The 25,082-nt window shown below is 54.1% G+C and carries 21 protein-coding genes and 3 pseudogenes; 5 read left to right on the top strand and 19 right to left on the bottom strand.

Annotated elements, in window-relative coordinates; translation table 11 throughout:
* The first annotated feature begins 85 nt into the window (after positions 1–85).
* Both tyrS and pdxY read left to right on the top strand, forming a co-directional pair.
* Entirely contained in the window at positions 86–1,360 is a 1,275-nt protein-coding gene (tyrS, locus tag GM30_RS19865) for a tyrosine--tRNA ligase (RefSeq protein ID WP_049850010.1), read from the top strand.
* Positions 1,361–1,425: 65 nt separating this feature from the next.
* Positions 1,426–2,263, top strand: a pseudogene (pdxY, locus tag GM30_RS19860) (pyridoxal kinase PdxY).
* Between the two features lie 46 nt (positions 2,264–2,309).
* On the opposite strand, the gene gstA reads toward pdxY, so the two are convergent.
* The 13 genes and pseudogenes from gstA to blr all read right to left on the bottom strand — a co-directional run bounded on the left by gstA (position 2,310) and on the right by blr (position 13,551).
* Complete coding sequence (gene gstA, locus GM30_RS19855) at positions 2,310–2,915, bottom strand: glutathione transferase GstA (protein ID WP_049850009.1); 606 nt, start codon at positions 2,913–2,915, stop codon at positions 2,310–2,312.
* Between the two features lie 108 nt (positions 2,916–3,023).
* Positions 3,024–4,529, bottom strand: a complete 1,506-nt coding sequence (dtpA, locus tag GM30_RS19850; protein ID WP_049850129.1) for a dipeptide/tripeptide permease DtpA — start codon at positions 4,527–4,529, stop codon at positions 3,024–3,026.
* 596 nt (positions 4,530–5,125) lie between these two features.
* The gene (gene nth / locus GM30_RS19845) at positions 5,126–5,761 is read right to left on the bottom strand and encodes an endonuclease III (RefSeq protein ID WP_049850008.1); all 636 of its coding nucleotides are present in this window, start codon (positions 5,759–5,761) and stop codon (positions 5,126–5,128) included.
* Positions 5,761–6,459: an electron transport complex subunit E gene (locus tag GM30_RS19840; protein WP_049850007.1), complete on the bottom strand. Its 699-nt coding sequence runs from the start codon at positions 6,457–6,459 to the stop codon at positions 5,761–5,763. Before GM30_RS19840 ends, nth begins: the two co-directional genes overlap by 1 nt.
* Before the next feature lie 4 nt (positions 6,460–6,463).
* Positions 6,464–7,084: an electron transport complex subunit RsxG gene (gene rsxG, locus GM30_RS19835; protein ID WP_049850006.1), complete on the bottom strand. Its 621-nt coding sequence runs from the start codon at positions 7,082–7,084 to the stop codon at positions 6,464–6,466.
* Positions 7,085–7,093: 9 nt separating this feature from the next.
* Positions 7,094–8,077 carry an electron transport complex subunit D gene (locus tag GM30_RS19830; protein ID WP_049850005.1) on the bottom strand — a complete coding sequence of 328 codons (984 nt, stop codon included), beginning with the start codon at positions 8,075–8,077 and terminating at the stop codon, positions 7,094–7,096.
* A pseudogene (gene rsxC, locus GM30_RS19825) lies at positions 8,078–9,795 on the bottom strand (electron transport complex subunit RsxC).
* Positions 9,788–10,366 carry an electron transport complex subunit RsxB gene (gene rsxB, locus GM30_RS19820; protein ID WP_049850004.1) on the bottom strand — a complete coding sequence of 193 codons (579 nt, stop codon included), beginning with the start codon at positions 10,364–10,366 and terminating at the stop codon, positions 9,788–9,790. The pseudogene rsxC and the gene rsxB overlap by 8 nt, the downstream one beginning before the upstream one ends.
* Positions 10,366–10,833 (bottom strand): annotated as a pseudogene (gene rsxA, locus GM30_RS19815) (electron transport complex subunit RsxA); the annotation flags it as partial. The pseudogene rsxA and the gene rsxB, both read right to left, overlap by 1 nt.
* Before the next feature lie 90 nt (positions 10,834–10,923).
* Positions 10,924–11,364, bottom strand: a complete 441-nt coding sequence (locus tag GM30_RS19810; RefSeq protein WP_049850003.1) for a DUF2569 domain-containing protein — start codon at positions 11,362–11,364, stop codon at positions 10,924–10,926.
* An 84-nt stretch (positions 11,365–11,448) separates the two neighbouring features.
* Positions 11,449–11,664 (bottom strand): transcription modulator YdgT, encoded by a 216-nt coding sequence (gene ydgT / locus GM30_RS19805; protein WP_049850128.1) that lies wholly within the window; start codon positions 11,662–11,664, stop codon positions 11,449–11,451.
* 232 nt (positions 11,665–11,896) lie between these two features.
* Positions 11,897–13,297: a GH1 family beta-glucosidase gene (locus GM30_RS19800; protein ID WP_049850002.1), complete on the bottom strand. Its 1,401-nt coding sequence runs from the start codon at positions 13,295–13,297 to the stop codon at positions 11,897–11,899.
* A gap of 116 nt (positions 13,298–13,413) precedes the next feature.
* Positions 13,414–13,551 carry a division septum protein Blr gene (gene blr / locus GM30_RS24965; protein WP_072094188.1) on the bottom strand — a complete coding sequence of 46 codons (138 nt, stop codon included), beginning with the start codon at positions 13,549–13,551 and terminating at the stop codon, positions 13,414–13,416.
* A gap of 199 nt (positions 13,552–13,750) precedes the next feature.
* Between blr and GM30_RS19795 the strand changes: the two genes are divergently transcribed.
* Positions 13,751–14,791 (top strand): oxidoreductase, encoded by a 1,041-nt coding sequence (locus GM30_RS19795; RefSeq protein ID WP_049850001.1) that lies wholly within the window; start codon positions 13,751–13,753, stop codon positions 14,789–14,791.
* Positions 14,792–14,827: 36 nt separating this feature from the next.
* On the opposite strand, the gene add is transcribed toward GM30_RS19795, so the two are convergent.
* The 3 genes from add to malX form a co-directional block, all read right to left on the bottom strand.
* Positions 14,828–15,829 carry an adenosine deaminase gene (gene add / locus GM30_RS19790; protein WP_049850000.1) on the bottom strand — a complete coding sequence of 334 codons (1,002 nt, stop codon included), beginning with the start codon at positions 15,827–15,829 and terminating at the stop codon, positions 14,828–14,830.
* Positions 15,830–15,923: 94 nt separating this feature from the next.
* Positions 15,924–17,096 (bottom strand): MalY/PatB family protein, encoded by a 1,173-nt coding sequence (locus GM30_RS19785; RefSeq protein WP_049849999.1) that lies wholly within the window; start codon positions 17,094–17,096, stop codon positions 15,924–15,926.
* Between the two features lie 68 nt (positions 17,097–17,164).
* On the bottom strand, positions 17,165–18,754 hold the full coding sequence (gene malX / locus GM30_RS19780; RefSeq protein ID WP_049849998.1) for a maltose/glucose-specific PTS transporter subunit IIBC: 1,590 nt from the start codon (positions 18,752–18,754) through the stop codon (positions 17,165–17,167).
* 176 nt (positions 18,755–18,930) lie between these two features.
* On the opposite strand from malX, the gene GM30_RS19775 reads away from it, so the two are divergent.
* Both GM30_RS19775 and GM30_RS19770 read left to right on the top strand, forming a co-directional pair.
* Entirely contained in the window at positions 18,931–19,959 is a 1,029-nt protein-coding gene (locus GM30_RS19775; protein WP_049849997.1) for a Mal regulon transcriptional regulator MalI, read from the top strand.
* A 310-nt stretch (positions 19,960–20,269) separates the two neighbouring features.
* Complete coding sequence (locus GM30_RS19770) at positions 20,270–21,034, top strand: hypothetical protein (RefSeq protein ID WP_049849996.1); 765 nt, start codon at positions 20,270–20,272, stop codon at positions 21,032–21,034.
* Positions 21,035–21,277: 243 nt separating this feature from the next.
* Here GM30_RS19770 and GM30_RS19760 read toward each other — a convergent pair whose 3' ends face one another.
* The 3 genes from GM30_RS19760 to manA form a co-directional block, all read right to left on the bottom strand.
* Positions 21,278–21,757 carry an Hcp family type VI secretion system effector gene (locus GM30_RS19760; protein ID WP_049849994.1) on the bottom strand — a complete coding sequence of 160 codons (480 nt, stop codon included), beginning with the start codon at positions 21,755–21,757 and terminating at the stop codon, positions 21,278–21,280.
* Between the two features lie 331 nt (positions 21,758–22,088).
* Complete coding sequence (locus GM30_RS19755; protein ID WP_049849993.1) at positions 22,089–23,591, bottom strand: YdgA family protein; 1,503 nt, start codon at positions 23,589–23,591, stop codon at positions 22,089–22,091.
* A gap of 98 nt (positions 23,592–23,689) precedes the next feature.
* Positions 23,690–24,820 carry a mannose-6-phosphate isomerase gene (manA, locus tag GM30_RS19750; protein WP_049849992.1) on the bottom strand — a complete coding sequence of 377 codons (1,131 nt, stop codon included), beginning with the start codon at positions 24,818–24,820 and terminating at the stop codon, positions 23,690–23,692.
* Positions 24,821–25,082 lie beyond the last annotated feature (262 nt).

Here is a 25,082-nt window from a genome sequence, read left to right as displayed (position 1 = left end):
TGGCGCTTTATTCTATGAAACTTTCGTATCTGACGAAGAGTCGTGTACCGGCAGAGGTGCAGTCCGTTTATACATGGAGAATTTGATGGCAAGCAGTAACTTGATTAAACAATTGCAAGAGCGGGGCCTGGTGGCTCAGGTGACGGACGAGGAAGCGTTAGCAGAGCGACTGGCGCAAGGCCCGATCGCGCTCTATTGCGGCTTCGATCCTACCGCTGACAGCTTGCATTTGGGGCATCTTGTTCCATTGTTATGCCTGAAACGCTTCCAGCAGGCGGGTCACAAGCCGGTCGCGCTGGTAGGCGGTGCGACGGGGCTGATTGGCGACCCGAGCTTCAAAGCGGTTGAGCGCAAGCTGAACACCGAAGATACCGTTCAGGAGTGGGTCGATAAAATCCGTAAGCAGGTGGCGCCGTTCCTTGATTTCGATTGCGGTAGTAACTCTGCGATCGCTGCCAACAACTATGACTGGTTTGGCAACATGAACGTGCTGACCTTCCTGCGTGATATCGGCAAGCACTTTTCCGTTAACCAGATGATCAACAAAGAAGCGGTGAAACAGCGTCTGAATCGCGACGATGTCGGGATTTCCTTCACCGAGTTCTCGTACAACCTGTTGCAGGGTTATGATTTCGCCTGCCTGAACAAACTGCATAACGTCGTGCTGCAGATTGGCGGTTCCGACCAGTGGGGCAACATCACCTCCGGTATCGATTTAACCCGTCGTCTGCATCAGAACCAGGTGTTCGGTCTGACCGTTCCGCTGATCACCAAAGCGGACGGCACTAAGTTCGGCAAAACCGAAGGCGGCGCGGTCTGGCTGGATCCGAAGAAAACCAGCCCGTACAAGTTCTACCAGTTCTGGATCAACACCGCCGATGCGGACGTTTACCGCTTCCTCAAGTTCTTCACCTTTATGGACATTGAAACCATCAATGCCCTCGAAGAAGAAGACAAAAACAGCGGCAAAGCGCCGCGTGCCCAGTATGTGCTGGCGGACGAAGTCACCCGTCTGGTGCATGGTGAAGAAGGTCTTGCGGCAGCGAAACGCATCACCGGGAGCCTGTTTAACGGCACGCTGAGCGATCTCAGCGAAGCCGATTTCGAACAGCTGGCGCAGGATGGCGTACCGATGGTCGAAATGACTAAAGATGCCGACCTGCTGCAGGCGCTGGTGGATTCCGAATTGCAGCCGTCGCGTGGGCAGGCGCGTAAAACCGTCGCCTCTAATGCCGTCACTATCAATGGCGAAAAACAGGCCGATCCGGAATACACCTTTGCCGACAGCGACCGTCTGTTCGGGCGCTACACCTTACTGCGTCGCGGTAAAAAGAACTACTGTCTGATCTGCTGGAAGTAATCGGGTAACCGTCAGGGGCGTGGGAAACCACGCCCTTATTTTTTGTCGTTCAGGTAATAACAACAATGAAGAACATCCTCGCTATCCAGTCCCACGTCGTTTTTGGCCATGCGGGCAACAGTGCCGCTGAATTTCCGATGCGCCGTCTTGGCGCTAACGTCTGGCCACTCAACACCGTTCAGTTTTCCAACCATACGCAATACGGCAAATGGACCGGCTGCGTCATGCCGCCGTCGCACCTGACCGAAATCGTTCAGGGCATTGCCGATATCGATCAGCTGCAGCGCTGCGACGCGGTATTGAGCGGCTATCTGGGCTCGGCGGAGCAGGGCGAGCATATCCTCGGTATTGTCCGCCAGGTAAAAGCCGCGAACCCAAAAGCGAAATACTTTTGCGATCCGGTGATGGGGCACCCGGAAAAAGGCTGTATCGTCGCACCCGGCGTGGCGGAGTTTCACGTCAGACACGCGATGCCGGCGAGCGATATTATTGCGCCGAATCTGATTGAGCTGGAGATCCTCTGTGGTCATGAGGTCCACAACGTCGAAAGCGCCGTTGACGCCGCCCGCGAACTGATTGCCCAGGGGCCGGAGATTGTGCTGGTGAAACACCTCGCCCGCGCAGGAATGAGCCAGGATCGTTTTGAAATGCTGCTGGTGACCCGNTCCGCTGGTGGATTTCGGCTCGCGCCAGCCGGTAGGCGTTGGGGACGTGACCAGCGGTCTGCTGCTGGTGAAACTGCTACAGGGCGCCACGCTGCGTGAGGCGCTAGAGCACGTGACAGCGGCGGTCTATGAAATCATGATCGCGACGAAACACATGGATGAGTATGAATTGCAGGTGGTTGCGGCGCAGGATGCGATTGCTAAACCGGAACATGTATTCAGCGCAACACAGTTTTAAAGCATGCCGGGTGGCGCAGTGCCACCCGGCAAAAAAGACAGCACCGTTATTTCAACCCTTCCGCCGCCAGCGCCGCCGACACCGATGGACGAGCCGCCATGCGCGCCATGTAGGCTTCGATATTCTTCAGGCCTGAAATCTGTAATTTCACCGCAAAACCCCAGCGCAGCACGGTAAACAGATACGCGTCCGCGATGGTGAAACGGTGACCGTTGATCCACTCCTGATCGTTTAACCCCTCATCAACCCAGGCGATTTTCTTCTCCAGCAGCGCGCGGACGGTTGGTTTGTACTCTTCCGGGGTGTCCGGGCGGAACAGTGGGGTAAAGCCTTTATGCAGCTCGGTCGCCACGTAGTTCAGCCACTCCAGCGTTTTGTAACGCTTAAGGGTGTCCGTCGCTGCCAGCAACTGACGGTCTGGCACGCGATCGGCAATATATTGCATAATCGCCACGCCTTCCGTCAGCAGCGTCTCGTCGTCGAGCAGCAGTGCCGGTACCTGGCCCTTGGGGTTTACCTTCAGATAGTTATCGCCGTTTTCCAGTAGCTTCTGCGCCAGGTCCACGCGCTCCAGCGTGAAGTCCAGGCCGCTCTCACGCAACACGATGTGTGATGCGAGGGAACACGCACCGGGTTTGTAAAACAATTTCATGGGTAACTCCTTTTGGCAGCGGTTTGCATTATGTTAGTGCCCCTCAGGATAAAAAAAAAGCCGCTAACACAGGGTTAGCGGCTTAATTTTATTCGTTTCCCGATGACATTACGCGGTCGCGGTTTCGCTCGCTTTTGCGGCTTTGTCATCATCCTGCGTCATGCGGTTAAGCTTCGGCGCGGTGAGCATCATCAGCACAGCAATCACAGCGGTCGCAATACCAATCTGCAGGAAGACGCGGCCATACACGTCCAGCGACATCAGCGGATCGGTTACGTTTTCCGGTACGGCCATCAGGTTGGCGATTTTACCTGCGATAATCGCAGCGCCAGCGGTAGTCAGGAACCAGCTACCCATGATGAAGCCCATCAGACGCTGAGGAACCAACTGTGCCACCATCGCCAGACCCAGACCGGAGATCATCAGTTCACCGATGGACTGCAGCGCATAGCTCAGGATCAGCCAGTTTACGGAGACGATACCGGCGTCGGTCGCGAATTTGGTGCCCAGCGGCAGTACCAGGAACGCGCCAGAGCAGAGGATCATCCCGATAGCGAACTTGTGCGGCATCGGCAGACGGTCGCCCATCTTGTTGTAAATGGCCGCCAGAATCGGGCTGCCAATCATGATCCAGAACGGGTTCAGCGCCTGATACTGTTCCGGCTCAAACGCGATACCCAGAATAGAATGTTCGACGTTACGAATCGCGAAGAAGTTCAGAGAGGTCGGCATCTGGCTGTACAGCACGAAGAAGATAATCGCTTCCAGCATCAGGATGAAGGCCACGATCATTTTACGGCGAGCCGCGCCCTGCATGGAAAAAGCTTCTTTACCGAAGATGCAGACGATACCCAGCGCAACCACACCCAGAACAGCACGTGCAACGCCCTGGTTATGCAGCAGCCAGGTCGCGATAGCGGCGAGAATCACCACGCCCACGATAGTCGCCAGCAATTTGCCCATATGTACCGGCTCGAAATCAGGTTTGGAACCGTATTGTTTCACCCACTTCTGGCAGAACGCGAAGTTCACCACGGTGATCAGCATACCGACCACGCTCAGGGCGAATGCCACGCTCCAGCCGTATTTCGCGGCCAGCCACGGGGTTGCCAGCATAGAGAAGAAGGAACCGATGTTCACGGACATGTAGTACATGGTGAATGCACCGTCCAGACGCGGGTCATCTTTCGCGTAGCAGGTAGAGAGCAGGGAAGACGGGTTGGCTTTGAACAGGCCGTTACCGACGGCGATGGTCGCCATCCCCATGTAAACGATCGCGGCGTCGTGACCCGACCACGCGACCAGCGCATAACCAATCGCCAGGACAATAGCACCCAGCATAATAACGCGTTTGGTACCCAGAACTTTATCGCCCAGCCAGCCGCCGATCGCCACAAGACCGTAAACCAGTGCGCTAAAGGAAGAGAACAACGTAATTGAATCCGCTTCAGACATACCCAGTTGTTTAACCAGGTAAACGGCCATGATCCCTTGCAGGCCGTAGTAACCAAAACGTTCCCATAATTCGATAGAAAATATGAGATAGAACGCTTTCGGTTGTTTGAAAGCATTCAGGCTGACGCTTTCTGCTGGTTTATTGTTTGCAGTTGACACATATACCTCTTTTTTTACGTCCCATATTAATGGGGAAGTTCTGGGCGTGATGCTGAAAATCGCACCCGCCTTATTGTTATATTTGGAGGGGAAACGCGGGGTAATGTTCACTATCCTGCCCTGCCAGGCAAGAGGTTTGTAATACTCTGTTACACATAAGCGGAGTGGTATAATCGTCCGGTCATCTAAATGTTATTTAGCGTTAAATTTCACGGTTTCTGCTTTGATGGTTTTTTCCACTGCGGCAAGCGGCACAGATTGGGGTAATGGCGATATCTCCTGCTATTCAGGCGAAAAAGCAGTGGTATGGCCTGGATTCTTAAATGATGCTGGTGAATCGTCCGGTATCAAAATGAAAACCAGTTGGTAAACCAGCAATTTCGCGGCTTTTGCGCAACATAAAATTAACACCGTGTTACGCAGGTGATCAACTTCACACTTATATAGAAATTTTTACTGAGAAAAAAACGATTAACCTGACTGGGCGTTTAACAGGCAGCGAAAGCGTCGGTAATTTGTGGAAAACCTGGCAGGAAACGAGGGGTTAAGGGGAATAAACGATGCGGGTACCGCTGAGGCTGCCCGCAAGGGGATTGTCAGAGGTCGGTTTTCTCTTTGTATTCACACAGATCTTCAATAATACAGGAGCCGCAGCGGGGCTTACGGGCGATGCAGGTATAGCGGCCGTGAAGGATCAGCCAGTGGTGGCAATCCACTTTGTAGTCAGCAGGAACCACTTTCAGCAGCTTCTCTTCCACCTGTTCGACGTTCTTACCTGGCGCAAACTGCGTGCGGTTACAGACGCGGAAAATATGGGTATCCACGGCGATAGTCGGCCAGCCAAACGCGGTGTTCAGTACCACGTTAGCGGTTTTACGCCCGACGCCCGGCAGGGCTTCCAGCGCCGCTATGTCTTCTGGCACCTGACCGCCATGCTGTTCCAGCAGAATCCGGCAGGTTTTGATCACGTTTTCGGCCTTGCTGTTAAAAAGACCGATGGTTTTGATGTACGACTTCACGCCGTCAACGCCGAGCTCCAGCATTGCCTGCGGGGTGTTCGCCACCGGATAGAGCTTCGCCGTGGCTTTGTTGACGCTGACGTCAGTAGCCTGGGCGGAAAGCAGCACCGCGATCAGCAACTCAAACGGCGAACTGAAATTCAGCTCGGTGGTCGGGTGGGGATTGTTTTCCCGCAGCCTGGCGAGAATTTCCAGGCGTTTCGCTTTGTTCATCAGGCCTTCCCTGTGGCATCTGTCGATGTGGCTGTAACAATTGCGTCACGTTTCGCCTGACGCTGCTTAGAACGTTCGTCAATCAGGTATTTCAGCGCCAGCAGCATGCCGAGGCCAATAAATGCGCCGGGCGGCAGCATTGCCAGCAGGAACGGTGAATCGGTATGGAAGACTTCCATGCGCAGCACTTTTGCCCAGTTGCCCAACAAACCGTCTGCGCCGTCAAACAGCGTTCCGTTACCAATGATTTCACGCAGCGAGCCGAGGACAAACATCGCGCAGGTAGCGCCCATGCCGATAGAAAAACCATCAAGCGCCGACAGTGCCGGGCCTTTCTTCGCCGCAAACGCTTCGGCGCGGCCCACCACGATACAGTTGGTGACAATCAGCGGAATGAAGATCCCCAGCGACTGATACAGACCATAGGCGTACGCGTTGATCAGCATCTGCACCGCGCTTACCACCGAGGCGATAATCATCACATAAATGGGAATGCGGATTTCCGGCGGCGTCCAGCGACGCAACAGGGAGACAAACAGATTGGTCAGCGTCAGCACCAGCGTGGTGGCAAGTCCTAACCCCAGGGCGTTGGTCGCTGTTGAGGTGACGGCCAGCAGAGGGCACAGGCCCAGCAGCTGAACCAGCGAGGAGTTGTTTTTCCACAGCCCCTGGACGATAACTTCTTTAATTTCGCTCATGGTCTTATTCTCCACAGGCGGTCAGTTCAGGAAGTTGCGCCGGCAGCGTCTGCGCATACAGTCCGGCACGTTTAACGGCATTGACGACCGCGCGAGGGGTGATGGTAGCACCGGTAAACTGGTCGAAGTCACCGCCGTCTTTCTTTACCGCCCAGTGGCTGTCATTCTCGCTATGAATGGTTTTACCCGTGAAATGGGTGATCCAGTCGGACAGGCGCAGTTCTATTTTATCGCCCAGACCTGGCGTTTCATGGTGTTCCGTCACCCGGGTGCCTGTTATGGTGCCTTTGAAATCCGCGCCAACCAGCAGCTGGATTGCGCCGGAATAGCCATCTGGCGCCGTCGCTTCAATCACTGCCGCGACAGGCTGGTCGCCTTTACGGGCAATATAAAGCCGATGCGCGCCTTTGCCCAGTTCCGGTGCGGTCACTTGATAGCAGCTCTTTTGCAGATCGTTGTCATACCATTCAGCAGGCAGCACCTGATCAAACAGCTGTTTTTGCTGCTGCGCCGCCTGTTCGTCAATGGTGCCTTTGGTCAACTGATTGATTGCCGCCGTCAGCCCCGTTGAACCTGCGGCAAACAGCGCCAGAATAAGACCGTGTTTTTGCATTGTCTTAAGCATCAGGGTTCCTCAACGGTGTCCGTAAACGCGCGGACGCGTGTAGTAATCGATCAGCGGAACAGTAATGTTCGCCAGCAGGGTGGCAAACGCCACGCCATCAGGATAGCCGCCATAACTGCGGATCAGCCAGACCAGCAGACCGGCCAGCGCGCCGAAAATCAGCCGACCGCGATCGGTCGTTGAGGCGGTGACCGGATCGGTGAGAATAAAGAACGCGCCGAGCATCGTCGCGCCGGACAGTAAATGCATCTGCGGCGCGGCGAGCGTTTCCGGGGCAAACAGCCAGCCCAACGTAGAACAGACGGCAAGGCTCAGCAGAAAACTGACCGGGATATGCCAGCGAATGGTTTTCTTCCACAGCAGCAGCAGGCCGCCCGCCAGATACGCGATGTTCACCCACTGCCAGCCAATACCCGCCAGCGCGCCACCATAAATTGGCATCTGCATGACCTGTTCAACGCTGTGTCCGGCACGCAGTGAGGTTTTAAAGTTGTCGAGCGGCGTAGCCTGGCTGATGCCGTCAATGCCCATCCGCAGGCTGTTCATATCATGCCCGGACGNCCCCAGCCATGAAGTCATCTGCACCGGGAACGAGATCAGCAACACCACGTAGCCAATCATCGCCGGGTTAAACGGGTTGTGTCCCAGTCCGCCGTACAGCTGTTTGGCGATGATCACCGCAAAGGCGGTGCCCAGCACCACCATCCACCACGGGGCGAACGGCGGAATACTGATGGCCAGCAGCACGCCGGTCAGCAGGGCGGCGTTATCGGAGAGCGTCGCGCGAATATTTTGCTTACGCAAACGCAGCACGGCGGCTTCGGTGGCGAGGGCGGTCGCGCCCGCGATGAGGATTTGTATCAGCGTTCCCCAGCCGAAAAACCAGCTCTGCACGGCGATCCCTGGAAGGGTCGCCAGCAGCACCAGCATCATAATGCGCGATGTCTGGCGCTGGTTATGGGTATAAGGGGAGCTTGCGATTCTGAAAACCATTTATTCCTCGTTCACGACTTTTTGAGCAGCTTTCTTTGCCTGCGCGCGCGCAATCGCAGCGGCGATGGCGGCTTTGCGGGGATCTTCGCTGTCAGCGGCGGGGGTAGGCTCAGGGGCTGACTGCTCCGCTTTACGCGCTTTGGCACGGGCGATAGCGGCTTCAACGGCGGCTTTGCGCGGATCAACCGNGGATCGGCGGCCGCGTCGTCCTGCAGTTTTTCTGCCTGACGTGCACGAGCCTGCGCTTTACGCGCTTCGCGGGCGGCGATGACCTCGCTGTTGTCCGGTTGTGTTCCCGCTTTGATCACCAGGGTGTCTGTCGCCTGCTGTTTTTTCTCGCGTACGCGGGCGAGTGCGGNGCTTTGGCTTCCGCGGCGCGTTTTTCTTCATCGGCAATGGCGCGAATTTCCGCTTTTTCCTGACGGAAATATTGCACCAGCGGAATGTTGCTCGGGCAGACCCACGCGCAGGCGCCGCATTCGATGCAGTCAGAAAGATGGTGCGCAGTGGCTTTATCATGCTGCTGGCCTTTGCTGAACCAGTACAACTGTTGCGGCAGCAGATCGGCCGGGCAGGCGTCGGCACAGGCGCTGCAGCGAATACAGCTTTTNNCCCATTTCTGTTGTGGACGGTGCCAGCAGGCAGTTAGTGATTTTCACGACCGGCACGTCAAGCCACGGCAGGGTAAAGCCCATCAGCGGCCCGCCCATGATCACCATCTGTTCGCTGCTGGCGCAAAAACCGGCGTTCTCGAGCAAGTGACGCACCGGCGTGCCGAGGCGCGCCCAGACGTTACCCGGGCGGGAGACCGCTTCACCGGTAAGCGTGACCACGCGTTCGGTCAGCGGTTCACCGTCAATCACGGCACGCTTAACGGCATAGGCAGTACCGACGTTCTGCATCAGCACGCCAATGTCTGAAGAGCGGCCGCCATGCGGCACCTGTTTGCCGGTCAGGATCTGCGTGAGTTGTTTCGCACCGCCTGAGGGGTATTTGGTTGGGATCACACGCAGGCTGATGTCGTGTGCGCCCGCCAGCACCGCGCGCATCATCGAAATGGCCTGCGGTTTGTTGTCTTCGATGCCAATCAGAACTTCACGTGGCTGCAGGATATGCGCAAGAATGCGTACGCCGTCGATGATTTGCGCTGCGCAGTCCTGCATCAGACGGTCATCGGCGGTGATGTACGGTTCGCATTCCGCAGCGTTAATGATCAGCGTCTGGATTTTATCGCCGCCGCCCTGCAGTTTGTTGCCGGTCGGAAAGCCTGCGCCACCTAACCCGGCAACGCCAAACTGATGGATACGCGTAATCAGCGCTTCACGGGACTTATTCTGGTAGTCGTGCCAGCCGTCACGCTCGATCCAGCGGTCTTCGCCGTCGGCGTCAATGATCACACTCAGTTCGGCCAGCGCTGACGGGTGCGCGGTGGAGTGCGGCGCAATGGCCACAACGGTACCGGACGTCGGCGCGTGCACTGGCAGCATACGGCCCCAGCCGCGGGTGAGGGGCTGACCGCGTAGTACGCGATCGCCAACACTGACGCATAGCTCACCTTCAGCGCCGATATGTTGTTTCAGGGGAATGACAAAACGCTGCGCCAGGGGAACCTGTCGCAGTGGCGTCCCATTGGACTGGGTTTTCATTTCGGGGGGATGGATACCGCCGTTGAAATCCCAGATTCGCTCTTTTCGGAAAGCGGAAAATAACTTAAGCATGTTGTTCCACTGGAATAATCTGTACCGGAATGGTCTGGAGATTCCATTTCCAGCTCTCTGTCGTGGTCTCGACGGGACGCAGCTCAATGCAGCGCGTCGGGCAAGGATCGACACAAAGATTGCAGCCAGTACAAAGGGAGCTCATCACGGTATGCATGGCTCGCGTGGCGCCCACAATGGCGTCAACCGGGCAAGCCTGAATACACTTGGTGCACCCGATACAATTGTTTTCATCTATCACCGCCAGCATGCGGACCGGCTCAAGGGCCTGTTCATCGCCATCAATCGGTTGGGGTTCAACGTTCAGCAGGGCAGCTATTTTCAGCATCACCGCTTCGCCACCAGGCGCACAGCGGTTGATCTTCTCTCCCTGAATCCCTACGGCTTCGGCGTAGGGGCGGCATCCCGGGTATCCGCACTGACCACACTGACTTTGTGGCAAAATTTCTTCAATTTTTTCCACAACAGGATCATCCTCAACCGCAAAGCGACGCGAGGCATATCCCAGAATGACGCCGAAAATCAGCCCTAACAGGCTGATCGCAGCGACGGCTATCCAGACAGCATTCATTACAACTTCACCAGACCACTAAAGCCCATAAAGGCCAGAGACATTAATCCTGCGGTAATCAGCGCAATAGCGTTACCGCGAAACGGGGCAGGCACGTCCGCGGCGACAAGACGCTCGCGGATCGCGGCAAACAGCACCATCACCAGCGAGAAGCCGACGGCGGCTGAAAATCCATACAGCGCAGATTGCAGGAAATTATGCCCAAGGTTGATATTCAGCAGCGCCACACCCAGCACAGCGCAGTTGGTGGTAATCAGCGGCAGGAAAATCCCCAGCAAGCGATAGAGCGCCGGGCTGGTCTTGCGCACCACCATTTCCGTGAATTGTACCACCACGGCGATGACCAGAATAAAGGCCAGCGTCCGCAAATAAACGAGATTAAGTGGGAGCAGGATCCAGGTATCGATAAGCCAGGCGCACACGGACGCCAGCGTCATCACAAACGTGGTCGCCAGTCCCATCCCCATGATAGCCAGCCATTATTCGACCTGAAAAATACAAAGCCGCCTATTATCCGCTAAACGGCAACAGGCGACAACAGGGAAACTGTACGGTTATTACGGGTTAACAAAGGTGCGTTTAACCCGCGTGGAGCGCTTAAAGTAGGGCACCATCAGGGCAGCCGCAAGCAGCGGAAACAGCAGCTGGCGCAGCGCCAGGGTGTCTGAAACAGGGGAAAACGCAAAACCTTTAACGGCCAGCAGGACCGAAATCAACAACCAGATAATATAATGTTTCGGCACCATCCGACGGCGCTTAAAGAACGCAATCGCCAGCCACAGAGTGTAATACCACATTCCCGCCGCGAACAGGCAGGACAGGATCCACAGCCCCAGATTGACCGCGCTTTGCTGCCGCAACAGGGTAAATGTCTGTGGGGTCAGAATCGCATTGGCATAGAGCACAACCGCCAGCGACGCGCTTAACAGCGCCAGCAGTAGCCAGGCCAGAGGCGCCAGCAGCCACCCACCAATACGTTCAGCAGTTTTTTCGGACATGACCTCTCCTGAAAATCAGCGCCAGTTGTCTGCAGAAAAGCAGGGGCAGAAGTATAAAGCAACTGGCGCCCGGGAGGACAGAGTTTATTGCACGTATCGCCAAACGGATTTCGGCACTTCCCCAATATTGTACAAACGGCCACCCGAGACCAGTTCGGCCCGGCGGTGGTCGGCGGCGCGATACATGCTGATAATCTCGTGATTATCATCCAGAGAGTAATTCAGATGATCAAAAAGCTTTTCCAGACTTTCAAGTGAGTTGATTTTACGAAATTTAAGCAAATAATCCTGGACGGTCATAATAAACAGTATCCCTTTTATAATGCGTTTATTCACCGCAATCAGCGCCGGATATAACGGACGGCGTCAGCGGCATCCCTGACAGGGCGAGCGATGTTCTTGTAAAGTTCAATTATTATTTAGGGTACAAAACCCAAAGACAAGCGGCTTAACAGACAGTCCTGTCATTATTGGGTTTTTAAGATTTTTCTTGGATGATATCCGGGCGCCGGACGGCACCCGAACTGGAAGATTAGCGTTCTTCACCATGGCTGGCAATAACGTTCTGGTACCAGAAGAAGCTCTTTTTGCGTTTTCTCACCAGGTCTTGACTATGATCGACATAAACGAAGCCATATTGCTTCTTATAGCCGTTTAACCAACTCAGTAAATCAATAAATGACCAGGGATAATATCCCCGCACATCGGCACCAAGATCAATCGCTTTTTCCAGCGCGTTAATATGCATCCGCAGATACTCTATTCTTGGATCATCGATAATATCGCCATTAATAATCGGGTCTTTTGCGCCTAATCCATTTTCGGTGATGTAGACGGGAATATCACCGTACCTTTCTTTGATCATCATTATGCCGTCGGTTAATCCCTGCGGCCAGATTTCCCAGTCCCAGTCCGTATACACGCCGTCCGGATTGCGTACAAACTTAAATAACCCCTTGAAACCAAACTCGCCGCCGCTGCCAGGTTCGCCACTGTTATTACTTTGTTGTCGTGTTGCCTCTTCGTTAGCGACCACCGTTTCCCGGCGGTAATAGTTGAGCCCGATAAAATCACAGCGGTTCTGGTGCAGGAGGGCATCGTCGCCCGGTGCGAAGCGGGGCACGCCCCACAGCGCCTGCGTCTGCGCCAGCAGCTCGGCAGGATAAGTGCCGAGGAGAACAGGATCGTAGAGCCAGTGGGTATGGATGGCATCAGCCAGCGCCGCCGCAGCACGGTCTTCTTTCTTATCGGTCAGCGGTGTATGAGGCTGCAGCACATTTACAAAACCAATGTCGCCGTCGATAGCCATCTCACGGAACGCTTTCACTGCCAGCGCATGAGCAATAAATACGTGATGACAGGCCTGAATGGCACGTGCAGGGTCTTTTACTGACGGCGGATGGCTGCCGGTGATATAGCCATGACCAATAAACACGATCGTTTCATTAAAGGTGGCCCACAGCTTCACCCGTGACCCGAAGCGCGCGTAGCACAGGCGGGCATACTCTTCAAAGGCGTCAGCGGTGGAACGCGCTTCCCAGCCGCCTTCGTCCTGCAGCGCCTGTGGGAGATCCCAGTGATAGAGCGTAATCATCGGCACAATGTTATGCGCCAGCAGGGCGTCAATCAGGTCGCTGTAAAACTTCACACCCGCTTCGTTCACGTTACCGCGGCCATTGGGCAGCAGGCGCGGCCAGGAAATAGAGAAGCGGTAGCTTTGCAGCCCCATTTCCGCCATCAATGCCACATCTTCGCGAAAACGGTGGTAGTGATCGACCGCCACATCGCCGTTAGTGTTCTGGTAAGTCATTCCCGGAATATGCGAAAAGCGGTCCCAGATGGAAGGGCCTTTACCGTCGGCGTCGTGTGCGCCTTCAACCTGGTAAGCGGCGGTGGCGGCACCCCACAGAAAATGTTTGGGAAATACAGACATGACGTACTCCTTATCAACGAGATAAGGGCAGTGTAGAAAGGAAAACTGGAGAAATGTAACCGGTTTCAGAAACCGGTTACATCCATGCGATCAGGCTCACGCTCTGCGGTGAGGGATCATTTACTTTGCAGTACGGTCACCGGTTCCGGTGCCTGATAGTTATCTATATGATGCGCTGCAATCAGTAATAAAGCGCTAATGCCAAGGGCAATCCAGCCCACAAGTTCAACAATACGAGACAATACGGACGACATGATTTCTAAGGGAAAAGTGAATACAGGTGGCAAATCTTACTCACCCGCAACAATGATGCAACCCCTGCGCACAAAAACCTCACTTATTCGCCAGCGTAGACGCTTATGTGCGGTAAACCGTGCAACCTGTTATTAATCGGTTGTGAGAGCTGATCAGATGTTGTGAAATAGACCGACGTTATTGATGAGAGGCTGCAACATGAGTGACAACATCCGTGTCGGATTAATAGGTTATGGCTACGCCAGTAAAACATTCCATGCGCCGCTGATCGGCGGAACACCGGGAATGGAGCTGGCAGTGGTGTCCAGCAGCGATGAAAGCAAAGTGAAAGCCGACTGGCCAGATGTCAAGGTGGTTGCTGAGCCGAAGCATCTGTTTAACGATCCGAGTATTGATTTAATCGTCATCCCTACGCCGAACGATACCCACTTCCCGCTGGCGAAAGCCGCGCTGGAAGCCGGTAAGCATGTGGTGGTCGACAAACCGTTCACCGTGACACTGTCACAGGCGCGCGAGCTGGATGCGCTGGCCCGCAGCGTGGGTCGTCTGCTTTCGGTCTTCCATAACCGTCGCTGGGACAGCGATTTTCTGACCGTGAAAGCGCTGATTGCCGATGGTTCGTTAGGGGAAGTGGCCTATTTTGAGTCACACTTCGACCGCTATCGTCCGCAAGTGCGGAACCGCTGGCGTGAAATGGGTGGTCCGGGCAGCGGCATCTGGTATGACTTAGGCCCGCATCTGCTCGACCAGGCGGTGAACCTGTTTGGCCTGCCAGTCAGCCTGACGGTCGATCTGGCGCAGCTGCGCCCTGGCGCGCAATCCACCGACTATTTCCATGCGATTCTGACCTATCCGCAGCGCCGCATTGTGCTGCATGGCACCTTGCTGGCGGCCGCTGAAACTGCGCGCTACATCGTGCACGGCTCGCGGGCAAGCTACGTGAAATTCGGTCTTGATCCGCAGGAAGATCGGCTGAAAAACGGTGAACGTCCGCCGCTGGATGACTGGGGTCATGATACGCGTGATGGGGTGCTGACCCGCGTTGATGGCGAGGCGCGCATTGAAACAACGTGGTTAACACAGCCGGGGAACTATCCGGCGTACTACGCAGCGATCCGCGATGCGCTGAACGGCACCGGGGAAAATCCGGTTCCGGCAAGCCAGGCGATTCAGATTATGGAGCTTATTGAGCTGGGCATTGAATCCGCGAAGCATCGTTCCACGCTTAATCTGACCTGATAAGAAAAAGCCGCTCAGTTGAGCGGCTTTTTTGACTTACCGGTTTTTCACCCGATCCCGCAACGCCTGTTTTTCCTGCGCTGACAGGAATGCGCTTTCCAGCCCGTTTATCTGCGCCTGGCGGATTTGCCCCTGGCTCAGTCCGGTCGCCGGGGCAGCAACTTCATATTCATGAATAATATCGATGCCCTGGACCGCCGGGTCGTCAGTGTTCAGGCTGGCCAGAATCCCATGTTCAAGGAACGTTTTCAGCGGATGGCGTGCCAGTGACGGCACGGTGCTGGTCTGAATGTTGGAGGTCAGGCACGATTCGATACCAATACGCTGCTCAGCAAGGAAATCCATCAGTGCCGGATCTTCCACCGCTTTCACGCCGTGGCCGATGCGCTCAGCGCCCAGTTCGCGAATGGCCTGCCAGATGCTTTCCGGACCCGCCGCTTCACCGGCATGCACGGTGATCCGCCAGCCCGCGTCACGCGCACGGTTAAAGTGAGTGAGGAACAGGCTGCCGGGAAAGCCTAATTCGTCGCCCGCCAGATCCAGTGCCGTAATGCTGTCGCGATGCGCGAGCAGGGCGTCAAGCTCCTGCAAACAGGCGGTTTCGCCAAACGTCCGGCTCATGATGCCAATCAGACGCGCCTCAACACCGGTGTCACGGCTACCTTCACGCACGCCAGCAATCACCGCTTCAACAACCCCGGCGATCGGCAACTGGTGGGTCATCGCCATATAGCCAGGTGAGAAACGCAGCTCGACGTAATGTAGCCCGTTGCGCGCGGCGTCTTCAACGTTTTCATACGCCACACGGCGGCAGGCCTCCAGCGACGCCAGCACTTTCACGCCCCAGTCCAGTTTGGACAGGAAGCTGACCAGATCGGGCTCGTTGCTGGTGACCTGAACGTGTGGACGCAGTGCCTCCAGCGTGTCGGCAGGCAGGGCGATATTATGCTGACGACCAAGATCAAGAATGGTTTGCGCGCGGATGTTGCCATCAAGGTGGCGATGAATATCGGTCAGGGGAAGGTTGGTATCAATCATGGTCGCACCGTTTTAGTTAAAGTGCGGACCATTATAAAAACAAATGCGGTGAGAAAGCTATTTTGCGCAACAAAAAGTTTCGTTGCGCAAGCGGTTAGCGAAACGACCGGAGGGCGGCAATCAGGCGCTGTACGCCTTGCTCCAGCTTCATGCGCGGGCAACCGGCATTCAGACGAACAAAACCGTTGCCTTCGGCGCCGTACGTATAGCCCGGCATGATTGCCACTTTTTGCACGTCGATAAGCTGCTTCTGTAATGCCCGATCATCAATATTTAGCGGACGCAGGTCGATCCACGCCAGATAGGTCGATTCCGGCGGCTGCCACTGAAGTTCCGGGAACGCCTGATTGAGTTCGCGTGCAATGTAACGCAGGTTCTCCTGCAGATACGCCCGCAGTTCGTCAAGCCAGGCCGCACCGTCACGATAACCAGCGATATGCGCGACAATTGCCGGAATGGACGGAGAAGAGAGCCCGTCGCGGCCTTTCAGCGCAGCCAGATAAGCATCGCGCGACGTCGCGTCGCCAATCAACCCGTACGCGCCGGTAAATGCCGGAATGTTGAAGCTTTTCGAGCCCGAGGTAAACAGCGCCCACGGTCCGCGAGCTACCTCGCTCCACGGAATATGCGGATGATCGCTCCATACCATATCCATGTGGATCTCATCGCTGATCACGCGGACATGATGTTTTTCGCACAGCGCTGCGATAGTGTCGAGCTCTTCGCGCGTCCAGACTTTGCCGGTCGGGTTGTGCGGGCTGCACAGTAACAGCAACGTGTTTTGCGGCTGTGACAGGACATGCTCCAGTTGCTCCCTGTCGCAATGCCAGTCATTCCCGTTTTTGATGAGCGGAACGGCGGCCACACGGCGTTGATTTCCCTCAATTGCCTTATAGAACGCGTCATAGGCCGGGGTGTTGACTACCACGCCGTCACCTGGCGCGGACCACTGGCGGATCATCTCCGACACCATGTAGATCACCGACGGTCCATAAACGAGGGTTTCACGGTCAATCTGGCTGTGAAAACGGCTGGCGAACCAGTGTTCGATGGCACCTAAAAATTCGTCGTTTTTCCAGCGGCTGTAGCCGAACACGCCGTGGGCGAGACGCTGACTGACGGCCTCAATAATGCAGGGCGCCGTGGCGAAATCCATGTCGGAGATGGTGAAGGGAAGCAGATCGGCCGCGCCGAAACGGTCTGCGACGTAATCCCACTGTGTGCACCAGGTGCCATGTCTGTCGATAGGGGTAGAGAAATCAAACATCAGAGCGTCCTTAATCGTTGTGCCCTCGCGTCAGTTTCCCCCTTCACAAGGAAGGGGGAAAGGGCGTTTTATGCCTGCACCGTATTCATTAGCGTGGTCATTTCATCTTTTACCGACTGCACCTGCGGGCCGATCACCACCTGCAGGTTGTGCTGGTTAAGCTGAACCACTCCAATCGCGCGATTGGCTTTCAGCGCGTTCACGTCCACTTTTGACATGTCGTTTACCGACAGACGCAGGCGGGTGATGCAGTTATCCAGCGTGACGATATTATCCGCACCGCCGAGCGCCGCAAGGATAGCCGGTACATTGTAGCCCGATTTGCCCGTCACGCCCGCAACCGCTTTTTCTACCGTGCTGGTGTCGATATCGCGACCCGGCGTTTTCAGATTAAAGCGGGTGATGGCAAAACGGAAAATACCGTAGTACACCGCAAACCAGATGCCCGCAACCACTGGCACCAGATACCATTTGGTGGAAAGTCCGTGCAGGATGCCGAAAACCACGAAATCAATCACGTTACCGTCGGTGTTTCCAATAGTCACGCCGAGGATCGCCATCATGGTGAAGCCGAGACCGGTCAGCAGCGCATGGATGATATACAGCACCGGCGCCACAAACAGGAACAGGAACTCCAGTGGTTCGGTGGTGCCACCAACGACGCAGGCGATCACGCCGGAAATCAGCAATCCTTTAATTTTATGACGGTTTTCAGGGCGGGCACAGTGATACATCGCCAGCGCCGCACCCGGCAGGCCGCCGAGGAAGGCCGGCATTTTGCCCTGAGAGAGGAAGCGGGTGGCGCTTTCCGCAAAACCGTGGGTTTCCGGGCAACTCAGCTGCGCCTGGAAAATGGTCAGCGCGCCGTTCACGGTATGACCGCAGACGTCCAGGGTACCGCCCGCTTCGGTAAAGCGGATCAGCGCCACCAGAATATGGTGCAGACCAAACGGCAGCAGCAGACGCTCGCCGGTACCGAAAATCATCGGGCCGAAATCACCGGCGCTGTTGATGACGTGGCCGAGGGCGTTGATGCCCATCGCGAAAACTGGCCACACCAGCGGGATCACCAGACCGACCAGACCCATCACCACGGTGGTGACGATCGGCACAAAGCGGGTGCCGCCGAAGAACGCCAGCGCGTCCGGCAGGCGAATCGTGTGGAAACGCTCGTGCAGCATCCAGACCACGATCCCGGCGATAACGGCGCCGAGGATCCCGGTGTCGATAGACTGGATCCCCAACACGTTCTGAATGTTGTTGGCTTTTAAAATTGCGGCATCGGTGGTCGGCAGAATGCCTTTCGCCGTCAGCCAGAAGTTAACCGCCAGGTTCATTACCGCATAGCCGACAAAACCGGCAAACGCGGCCACGCCTTTGTTTTCGCGCGCCAGCCCGAGTGGGATAGCGATACAAAACATCACCGGCAGGAAGCTGAAGGCGAAGGAGCCGACTTTGCTCATCCAGATGAAAATGGCCTGCAACAGGGGGGTATCCAGCCAGGGTAACAGGGTGGTGACGTCGTGGCTGCTTAACGAGCTGCCAATCCCCAGCATAATGCCGCAGAAGGATAGCAGCGCCACAGGCAACATGAACGTTTTGCCAAGCTGCTGAAAAAACTCCCACAGAGTGATTTTTGGTGCTGCTTTTGTCGTCATAAAACGACTCCTTATTATTAGAAACAGGCTGTGTGGTGTAACGAAGCGGCAAGATAAAACGTTTTATCAAATTTTAGTGCGAGAGAAATCACATAATCAGTGGATAATAACGTTTATAAAGACCAACCATAGATAAAACGTTTTATCGCTGTGGCAAAGGGAATCAGACACAATTCATGGCTATCGCTAAAAAAATCACGATTAATGATGTTGCGCTGGCGGCAGGGGTCTCGGTCAGTACGGTATCGCTGGTGCTGAGCGGCAAAGGGCGCATTTCCCCGGCGACCGGGGAACGCGTCAACCAGACCATTGAACAACTGGGGTTTGTGCGTAACCGTCAGGCGGCGTCGCTACGCGGCGGGCAGACAGGCGTGATTGGCCTGATCGTCGGCGATCTTTCCGCGCCATTCTATGCGGAGCTGACGGCGGGGCTAACCGAGGCGCTGGAAGCGCAGGGGAAGATGGTGTTCCTCACCCAGAGCGGCCCCGACGGCGAAAATATGCTGCATCGCTTTGAAACGCTGGTCTCTCAGGGTGTTGACGGGGTGATTATCGCGGGTTCGGTCGATCGCGGTGCGGAACTACGCGATCGTGCCGAAGAAGCAGGCGTGCCGCTGGTGTTTGCCTCACGCGCCAGCTACCTCGATGAGGTTGATCTTATTCGCCCGGACAATATGCAGGCCGCGCAACTCATCACCGAGCATCTGATTCGCCGGGGCCATCAGCGCATCGCCTGGCTCGGCGGGCAAAGTTCTTCACTGACCCGCGCCGAGCGCGTCGGCGGTTACTGCGCCACCTTGCTGAAATACGGATTACCGTTTCACAGCGAGTGGGTGCTGGAGTGTGAATCGAGCCAGAAACAGGCATCTGAAGTCATGACCGGGCTGCTGCGTCAGTATCCGACCATCACCGCCGTGCTGTGCTACAACAGCGTGGTTGCGATGGGTGCCTGGTTTGGTTTGTTGCGGGCGGGGAAACAGAGCGGTGAGGATAGCGTTGAAAGCTACTTTGAGCAGCGCGTCACGCTGGCGGCGTTTGCCGAGGTGCCGGATGCGGCGCTTGATGATCTGCCGTTAACCTGGGTGACCATCCCGGCGAGAGAGATGGGGCAGAGCCTCGCGGAACGCATTCTGCAGCGTATCAACACCGGGCAAGTCACGCTGCGTAACCAGATCATGCCGCCCCGGCTGGTGACCCGAAAATAAAAAGCCCCTCGGGTGAGGAGTGACCGAAGAAATAAGACAACCCCATGATTCTGAATTTCTGGGATTTGGAAAATAATAACTTCTTCTCCCGCCTGGATGTACTGTGCATTAATATCTGGATCTAAGAAAGGCAGTTACAGCGAATGCTACGACACAATTGGTGGATAGAAATAGTTGTTGTAGTTATGATAAATAATCTCTGATTATACATCATAACGAATCTGATTCAGTTTGCTTTGAAGAATGTATTGATCATAAAATCTGTTTTTCAGTGGGATGCACTTTTGTGAATTATAAGGAATCTTAATATATGGGGGGTGCAAAATCACCTGATGAAATTACCCAGTCATCTAATTATGTACTGGCTAAGTACTTTGACGCTTTTTTACAACGAACTACTCATGCTTTGCGAGAAGGTGTCAGAGATATAGAAACTGGTTCGCTGCGCGCTCTGGTAACGATGAATTCATCACCTCTTGTGATGGATGGTTATATTGGACTGAAACATAAGCATCTTCTGTTAGCATATGGTGATATGATTCGCGCTGAAGACAAACGGATGATTTATGCTATCACATCCTTGATAACGAAGCGTGACATTATTTACGATATGGCACTCACTATCGTTAAATTTCTTTTTGCAAAAATGCCCCCAGGAGTCAAAAAGGATTTCACTGAACGATATCATGAGTTTGAAAGCATGATTACAGACATTATAGCCAAACAGGGGATAAAAGCAGCGGCAAAAATTGCAATAATTGAGCTTATTGTCAAATTAATTGCATATCGAGTATCAATCTCGCCTGATGTCATTATCTCCTCTAGAAAAATCGTTGCACAGATGCTGACAGTGATTCAAATATATAGCTATTTTGATAAAGCAGCTATAGCTGCCAGGCAACTTAGGAAGGATAATAGAATCATTTATGATATATTGTATTCACAGAGAATTGAAATGCTTTATTTTCTTATAGCAGATAAAATCGAACCACTAATCACTGTATATGCTTCAACGCATAGCACCAACGCAGATGAGTTAATGATTGCTTTGGCTGATATAATTAATAACAGGTGATAATTATGTTTAAATCTATTGGAATTGTATCACTGGAAATCTTAAATTATATATTGTTTTTTATTTTCCTTGCGCTCACTCTTGTTCTTGTTAGCTTTTTCCCTGAGGATTATGTTTTTCCACTTGCTTTTTTTGGTGTTATACTTTCATTCTATCTCAGTAATATTGTAACACGCGCATTGGAGAAACGATTTAAATTACATTAAATTGCCTGTTTTCCGGCAATTTAATGTAAAAAGAGGGTTAGAAAACCCTGTCAACCCACCAACTGTAACCGGATGTACCTGCTACTTTATGCTCCCATGAAATTGATTCATATTTCAAAGATATTTGTTCATATGGCATTATCTCTGAACTATTAATCACATGCGGATACGTTGAACTCACATTTGTGATTGTGGCATTTGTCAGCTTAACCTTATAAAAAACCTCCATCATTCCGGCCTGATTCAACCAGTAAATTTCAAAGACAGCGGTAAGTTTTTCATTGTTGGATACCGCCACTCCTATTAGTGGTGAAGATTTATCTATGGGTTTTATAAATTCTATCGGGTGATGATTACAGTTCTCTGTCCGTGATATGCTATGATTTAAAGACAGTACCAGTATTTCGTCAAAATGATTCTTCTGGTATTTATTACCAATCGAGTCCAGAGAGTTGCAGCCAGTAGATATCAGCCCCTGCTGATCCCCGATTAAACTCAAAAAAATATTAAAACTCATAGTAAACTCCATTTTTTGAATGTGCTTTAGACGGATGGCAGTCCCTTTGCAGCATGAAGAAGCGGTCTGGCACCAATGTCCTTGAGATAAATGTCTAAAATACCCACCATATTAATATGGTTTTTTTTGGGGATTTACAATATCTAATGCGCTAGAGGATAAAAGCTTCTGCCAAAATAGGGTGGGGAAACAGAGCGGTGAGGATAGCGTGGATAGTTACGCATTCTGCATCGTATCGACACCGGGCAAGTCACGCTGCGTAACCAGATCATGCCGCCCCGGCTGGTGACCCAAAAATAAAAAGCCCCTCGGGTGAGGGGCTTGAACATGATTACTCTTCCGGGGCGTCCGGTGCCTGCAGATTCAGCATGCCGCCAAACATGCCGACAAACTCTTCCAGCGGCATTTTCTGACCGTTGAGCGTCACCTGTCCTGCCGTGTATTGCAGGCTGGAAGTGATGCTGTTGTTTTCTTCGGTGGTCAGATGGAACATCTGGCCCATTGCCGACAGACCTTTCACCTGCTGAGCCGCCAGTTTGGCTGCATCTTCTGGCTTATAACCTTCGAGGCTGGCAGAGCGGGTCATAAACTCAGTCGCCATATCCATCGGGATCACCAGTTTGGTGTCGAGGTTTTTCACCACGGTATCCACCTGACCGGCCAGCGTCTGCGGCGGCTGGGTGTTTTTCGCCGGATCTTTCAGGAACAGCGACAGATTAAAAGTAGCTTCACCCTTGCTGTTTTTCCAGCTCAGCGGCGCAACGGTGATGACCGGCTCGGCCTTCAGCAGAATGGGCAGTGAGGTCAGCAGGGCGTCTGCCGCCATCTGCTGATACTCTTCCGGATTGTTCACAATATCCGCCTGCTGCAATACCGCCTGGGCTTTGGCATTGTAGGTCTGGTTAAACTCATGCCAGATTGCCCCGTCGATGTTGCCCACTTTCAGCGTCAGCTTACCGCTGCCCATGTCCTGGTTTTTCAGCTTCAGGCTGTTGAGGGTGTAATTAATCTGGCTGTTAACGGTCTTACCGTCGTTCGCCAGATCGGCACGACCTTCCACCGTCAGGCCTTCCAGTTGCCCCAGATCGACGCCTTCCATGGAAATTGCCATTTTATCGAGGGAGATTTTCTGGTTGCCCACGTACTCATCAAAACTGGCGCGTTTGCTGGCACCGTCGGTGGTGAGGCCGTTCAGCGTCAGCTTAACGCGCGTGCCGTTTTCGTTAACGGTTTCGATCAGTGCGCTCGGTAACGAGCCTGACAGCGAGAACGCGGTGCCGTCGCGGTCAGCATCGAGCGTAAACTCACCGCCGCTGAGCGACAGTTTTTCCTGACCCGCTTCACGGTTCAACGGTTTCAGGGCGATCAGGGAACGGGTGTCGCCGTTATAGCTGATGCGGGTATCGGTCTCGACGAAAGACTGACCGTTCGCCAGATCAAACAGCGGTTTGGTCACCGCGTTATTCACCAGCACGGTTTTTACGGAGGCCATCATCGGCATCAGATTAAAGGATTTCAGTGCCGCCAGCGGGAAAGGCCCGTGATCGACGTTCTCTTTCATGACGATAGTCTGGCCCGGCTTCAGCCAGCTCTGTTTCGCGCCGTCAACGGGTTTCACCACCAGATCGAGCTGGCTGGAAAACACGCCGCGGTGGTAATTCTGATGAACCAGTTCCAGACCCGCTGCGGGTGAGGAGCGCTTAATTTGTGCGTTTGCTTTTGCCAGCATCTCGGTCATATGGGTTTCGAGCTGCTTGCCGGTATACCAGGCACCGCCTGTCCATACCACTCCCAGAGCGACAATAACGCCTGCCGCGATCACGCTTTTTTTCATAATGATTGTCCATAAGATATGAAAACAGGCGGAACCGTCCGCCTGTATGAATGAGCTGTATTCAGCAGCTTAGCAATACTACTACTAAATTTCAGTATTTAGTTTAGCTTGTTAAAGACCCGCGCCAGACGGCCTGTCCCGCTGATCCCGACCGGTGATTCGGCGGCGCTGACAAATGCGGATTCGCCAGGTTTCAGCACCAGACGCTGCTGGCCTTTGCTGAGCACGGCTTCACCTTCAACGCAGAAAAGGATAGCGGCACTTGGCTGCGAGATCGAGGTTTCCTGCGCTGACAGGTCATGNCGTTTTTTCTGCGGCTGCGTCAGCAGCTCTGCCGCCGGCTTTGCCACGAATTTCACGTTTGCCACCAGCTCCGGAATATCGATGTATTTCGGTGTCAGACCGGCGCGCAAGACATTATCTGAATTTGCCATCACCTCCAGCGCCACGCCCTGCAGATAGGCATGCGGCGTTTCGGCAAACAGGAACATCGCCTCGCCAGGGTTGAGTTTCACTACGTTCAGCAGCAGCGGCGAAAAGAGGCCGCTGTCGTCCGGGTAAAACTCTGCAATCAGGCGGATGGTCTGCCAGGGCTCGCCCTGCTGGCTGTGCAGCGCGGCTTTCAGTACCGCCAGTGCGCGTGATTTTTCGTCGCCTTTCATTTCAAGCAGGCGGGCGAAAAGCTGGCTCAGGCCGTCGGCATCCGGGGATTGCAGGAAATGAGCGATTGCCGGGTGTGCGCCGGACACTGGCTGCAGCAGAGAAACGATCTCCGAAAACTCACGAAACGCGTTCATAGCGAGAAACGGCGTCAGTGCGAACACCAGTTCCGGCTTATGGTTTGGATCTTTATAGTTACGCTCGGCGGCGTCGAGAGGGATCCCGGCCGCGTTCTCTTTCGCGTAACCGATCTCAGAGGCCTTTTTGTTCGGGTGAACCTGAATCGAGAGGGGCTGTGCCGCGCACAGCACTTTGAACAGGAAGGGCAGTTCGCCAAAGCGGGCAGCGACTTTTTCGCCCAGCAGCCCGGCTTTATCGCCGTCAATTACTTCACGTAGCGAATGCAGTTTACCGTCCGCGCCTTCCACCTGCGAGCTGCTTTTCGGGTGTGCGCCCATCCATAATTCCGCCATCGGTAGATGATTCGGATTGGCGATGCCGTAGAGTTCCGTTAACGCAGTTTTACTTCCCCAGGCATAGTTCTGCACTGAGTTGACGAGTTTTTGCATTATCAAGCCCTGTATTCATATGGTTTATCTGCCTCTATTAAAGCAATAAACCCAACAGAAGTAACCCGCAGCGAGAAAAAGTCGTATTTGTCTCAGTTTTTGTTAAAAAATTGTGTAGGATATTTGGACTCGTTTTTTACAGGGCAAATGGACGATTTGCCTGCATCATAAATAGCCACGGTAGTCAGCGAGAGAACAATGTCGAACAAACCCTTTCATTATCAGGATCCTTTTCCCCTTTCAAAGGATGACACCGAATACT

The organism is Trabulsiella odontotermitis, from assembly GCF_001188485.1.
Classification (GTDB): domain Bacteria; phylum Pseudomonadota; class Gammaproteobacteria; order Enterobacterales; family Enterobacteriaceae; genus Trabulsiella; species Trabulsiella odontotermitis_A.
The sequence above is the reverse complement of the archived record's forward strand: the minus strand, read 5'-3'. Positions and strand labels throughout refer to the sequence as shown.

Coding starts and splice junctions, on each gene's coding strand:
- tyrS (WP_049850010.1), top strand. CDS start 86: ATGGCAAGCAGTAACTTGATTAAACAATTGCAAGAGCGGGGCCTGGTG.
- gstA (WP_049850009.1), bottom strand. CDS start 2,915: ATGAAATTGTTTTACAAACCCGGTGCGTGTTCCCTCGCATCACACATC.
- nth (WP_049850008.1), bottom strand. CDS start 5,761: ATGAACAAAGCGAAACGCCTGGAAATTCTCGCCAGGCTGCGGGAAAAC.
- GM30_RS19840 (WP_049850007.1), bottom strand. CDS start 6,459: ATGAGCGAAATTAAAGAAGTTATCGTCCAGGGGCTGTGGAAAAACAAC.
- rsxG (WP_049850006.1), bottom strand. CDS start 7,084: ATGCTTAAGACAATGCAAAAACACGGTCTTATTCTGGCGCTGTTTGCC.
- rsxB (WP_049850004.1), bottom strand. CDS start 10,366: ATGAATGCTGTCTGGATAGCCGTCGCTGCGATCAGCCTGTTAGGGCTG.
- GM30_RS19810 (WP_049850003.1), bottom strand. CDS start 11,364: ATGTCCGAAAAAACTGCTGAACGTATTGGTGGGTGGCTGCTGGCGCCT.
- ydgT (WP_049850128.1), bottom strand. CDS start 11,664: ATGACCGTCCAGGATTATTTGCTTAAATTTCGTAAAATCAACTCACTT.
- GM30_RS19800 (WP_049850002.1), bottom strand. CDS start 13,297: ATGTCTGTATTTCCCAAACATTTTCTGTGGGGTGCCGCCACCGCCGCT.
- blr (WP_072094188.1), bottom strand. CDS start 13,551: ATGTCGTCCGTATTGTCTCGTATTGTTGAACTTGTGGGCTGGATTGCC.
- GM30_RS19795 (WP_049850001.1), top strand. CDS start 13,751: ATGAGTGACAACATCCGTGTCGGATTAATAGGTTATGGCTACGCCAGT.
- add (WP_049850000.1), bottom strand. CDS start 15,829: ATGATTGATACCAACCTTCCCCTGACCGATATTCATCGCCACCTTGAT.
- GM30_RS19785 (WP_049849999.1), bottom strand. CDS start 17,096: ATGTTTGATTTCTCTACCCCTATCGACAGACATGGCACCTGGTGCACA.
- malX (WP_049849998.1), bottom strand. CDS start 18,754: ATGACGACAAAAGCAGCACCAAAAATCACTCTGTGGGAGTTTTTTCAG.
- GM30_RS19775 (WP_049849997.1), top strand. CDS start 18,931: ATGGCTATCGCTAAAAAAATCACGATTAATGATGTTGCGCTGGCGGCA.
- GM30_RS19770 (WP_049849996.1), top strand. CDS start 20,270: ATGGGGGGTGCAAAATCACCTGATGAAATTACCCAGTCATCTAATTAT.
- GM30_RS19760 (WP_049849994.1), bottom strand. CDS start 21,757: ATGAGTTTTAATATTTTTTTGAGTTTAATCGGGGATCAGCAGGGGCTG.
- GM30_RS19755 (WP_049849993.1), bottom strand. CDS start 23,591: ATGAAAAAAAGCGTGATCGCGGCAGGCGTTATTGTCGCTCTGGGAGTG.